We start from the raw sequence: 666 nt of genomic DNA on the forward strand, positions 1-666 counted from the left end.
AACCCCTTCGAATCGATTATGTCTTTACTACCAAGGAGCTAGAGGTAGAAAATTTACATGTCGTATTTGATGGTAACAAGAGTCCACAAGTCAGTGACCACTATGGCTTGAATGCTATTTTAAACTGGAAATAAAGATTTAAAAGAGGTTGGGATTATAAAATTCGGCTCTTTGTCAACTGTAGTGGGTTGAAGAAAAGCTAAGCTCGAGAAAGGACAAATTTCGTCCTTTCTTTTTTGATGTTCAGAGCGATAAAAATCCGTTTTTTGAAGTTTTCAAAGTTCCGAAAACCAAAGGCATTGCGTTTGATAAGTTTGATGAGATTATTGGTTGCTTCTAATTTGGCATTAGAATAGGGTAACTGAAGGGCATTGACGATTTTCTCTTTGTCCTTTAGAAAGGTTTTAAAGACAGTCTTAAAAAGAGGATGAACTTTCTTTAGATTTTCCTCAATGAGTCCGAAAAATTTCTCCGGTTCCTTATTCTGAAAGTGAAAAAGCAAGAGTTGATAGAGTTGATAGAGATGATAGTGGTGTTTCAAGTCTTCTGAATAGCTCAAAAGCTTGTCTATAATCTCTTTATTGGTTAAGTGCATGCGAAAAGTAGGGCGATAAAAACGTTTATCGCTGAGTTTACGACTATCCTGTTGAATGAGCTTCCAGTAGC

At 36.2% G+C, this 666-nt stretch carries 1 protein-coding gene; it reads right to left on the reverse strand.

Features of this window, described 5'->3' with window-relative positions:
* Nucleotides 1–199 precede the first annotated feature (199 nt).
* On the reverse strand, nucleotides 200–666 hold a 467-nt coding region (locus tag KY379_RS27200; RefSeq protein ID WP_261261848.1), incomplete at its 5' end, for a transposase.

Origin of the sequence: Pseudomonas sp. HD6422, from assembly GCF_025377065.1 — a bacterium.
GTDB lineage: Bacteria > Pseudomonadota > Gammaproteobacteria > Pseudomonadales > Pseudomonadaceae > Aquipseudomonas > Aquipseudomonas putida_U.